The organism is Streptomyces spongiae (assembly GCF_009377185.1).
Taxonomy (GTDB): Bacteria; Actinomycetota; Actinomycetes; order Streptomycetales; family Streptomycetaceae; genus Streptomyces; species Streptomyces spongiae.
This window is the reverse complement of sequence record NZ_VJZC01000934.1, coordinates 1-2,409: the sequence shown is the minus strand read 5'-3', so window position 1 is coordinate 2,409 and position 2,409 is coordinate 1. Positions and strand designations below refer to the sequence as shown.

The 2,409-nt window shown below is 68.5% G+C and carries 2 protein-coding genes; both read left to right on the top strand.

The annotated features are described in order from the left end of the window. Nucleotides 1-2,000, top strand: a 2,000-nt coding sequence (locus FNH08_RS48850; protein WP_152778353.1) for an alpha-1,4-glucan--maltose-1-phosphate maltosyltransferase, incomplete at its 5' end; no start/stop codon positions are given. After that, a partial coding sequence (locus FNH08_RS48845) for an alpha-amylase family glycosyl hydrolase (protein WP_265579861.1) occupies nt 2,000-2,409 on the top strand: 410 nt, incomplete at its 3' end. The genes FNH08_RS48850 and FNH08_RS48845, both read left to right, overlap by 1 nt.

Sequence of the window (2,409 nt, the reverse complement as noted above, 5' to 3'; positions counted from 1 at the left end):
CCCCGGCACCCGGGCCCCCCACGATCGGACGCATACCGGTCCTCGACGTCCGTCCCCTCGTCCATCAGGGACGCCGCCCCGCCAAGGCGGTCGTGGGCGAGGAGTTCGAGATCTCCGCGACGGTGTTCCGGGAGGGTCACGACGCTGTTGCGGCCAATGTCCTGTTGAAGGACCCCGACGGCCGTACGGGCCCCTGGACACCCCTGCGCGAACTGGCGCCCGGCACCGACCGCTGGGGCGCCACCGTGTCCCTGCCGCGCGAGGGCCGCTGGACGTACCAGGTCCAGGCGTGGGGGGACCCGGTCACCACCTGGCGGCACCACGCTCGGATCAAGATCCCGGCGGGCCTCGACACCGGCCTGGTGCTGGAGGAGGGCGCGCGCCTGTACGAGCGGGCGGCGGCCGGAGTGCCGAAGAGCGAGGGCCAACAGGACGTGATCCTCGCGGCCGTGGACGCGCTGCGGGACGAGACCCGCCAGGCCGCCGCCCGTCTCGCGGCCGCGTTGACGCCCGAGGTCGACGAGGTGCTCGCGCGTCATCCGTTGCGGGAACTGGTCACCGCTTCCGCGGAGTTGACGCTGCTGGTGGAGCGGGAGCGGGCGCTGTACGGATCCTGGTACGAGTTCTTCCCGCGCTCGGAGGGCACCGCTGAGCAGCCGCACGGCACGTTCCGTACCGCCGCCCGCAGGCTGACCGCGATCGCCGGTATGGGCTTCGACGTCGTCTACCTGCCCCCGATCCACCCCATCGGCCGCACCTTCCGCAAGGGCCGCAACAACACCCTCTCCCCCACACCCGACGACGTCGGCGTGCCCTGGGCCATCGGTTCTCCCGAGGGCGGCCACGACGCGATCCACCCCGACCTGGGCACCCTGGAGGACTTCGACCACTTCGTGGCCGAGGCCCGCTCGCTGGGCCTGGAGATCGCCCTGGACTTCGCCCTGCAGTGCTCCCCGGACCACCCCTGGGTTCAGAAGTACCCCGAGTGGTTCCACCACCGCTCCGACGGCACCATCGCCTACGCGGAGAACCCGCCGAAGAAGTACCAGGACATCTACCCCATCGCCTTCGACGCCGACATGGACGGCCTGGTCACCGAGACGGTGCGGGTGCTGCGGCACTGGATGGCCCACGGGGTGCGGATCTTCCGCGTCGACAACCCCCACACCAAGCCGGTCGTGTTCTGGGAGCGGGTGATCGCGGACGTCAACGCCACCGACCCGGACGTGATCTTCCTGGCCGAGGCGTTCACCCGTCCGGCGATGATGCACACCCTCGGGCAGATCGGCTTCCAGCAGTCCTACACCTACTTCACCTGGCGCAACGCCAAGCAGGAGCTCACCGAGTACCTGACGGAACTGTCGGGCGAGGCGGCCTCGTACATGCGGCCGAACTTCTTCGTCAACACCCCCGACATCCTGCACGCCTACCTCCAGCAGGGCGGCCGCCCCGCCTTCGAGGTCAGGGCGGTCCTGGCCGCCACGATGTCCCCGACCTGGGGTGTCTACAGCGGCTACGAACTGTGCGAGAACACCCCCCTGAAGGACGGCAGCGAGGAATACCTCGACTCCGAGAAGTACCAACTCAAGCCCCGCGACTGGGAAACCGCCGAACGCGAGGGACGCTCCATCGCGCCCCTGCTGGGCAAGCTGAACGAGATCCGCCGCCGCAGCCCCGCGCTGCGGCAGCTGCGGGATCTGCACTTCCACCACGCGGACCAGGAGGCGGTCATCGCCTACTCGAAGCGTGCGGGTTCGAACACGGTTCTGGTGGTCGCCAACCTCGACCCCCACCACACCCAGGAGGCCACGGTCTCGTTGGACATGCCGCAACTCGGCCTGGACTGGCATGAGTCCGTGCCGGTGCGCGACGAGCTCACCGGCGAGGTCTACCACTGGGGCAGGAACAACTACGTACGTCTGGAGCCCGGCAGGGCACCCGCACACGTACTGACCGTCCTGCGACCGTCCACCCCGCAGATCGGAGGGTCACCCGCATAATGATCGTCAACGAGCCTGTTCCGGACACCTTCGAGGACACGCCTGCCAAGGACCGGGACCCGGATTGGTTCAAACGCGCCGTCTTCTACGAGGTCCTCGTCCGCTCCTTCCAGGACAGCAACGGCGACGGCATCGGCGACCTCAAAGGGCTGACCGCCAAACTCGACTATCTGCAATGGCTGGGCGTCGACTGTCTCTGGCTGCCCCCCTTCTTCAAATCCCCCCTCCGCGACGGCGGATACGACGTCTCCGACTACACCGCCGTCCTCCCAGAATTCGGCGACCTCGCCGACTTCGTCGAATTCGTCGACGCCGCCCACCAACGCGGCATGCGCGTCATCATCGACTTCGTCATGAACCACACCAGCGACCAGCACCCGTGGTTCCAGGAATCCCGCAACGACCCCGA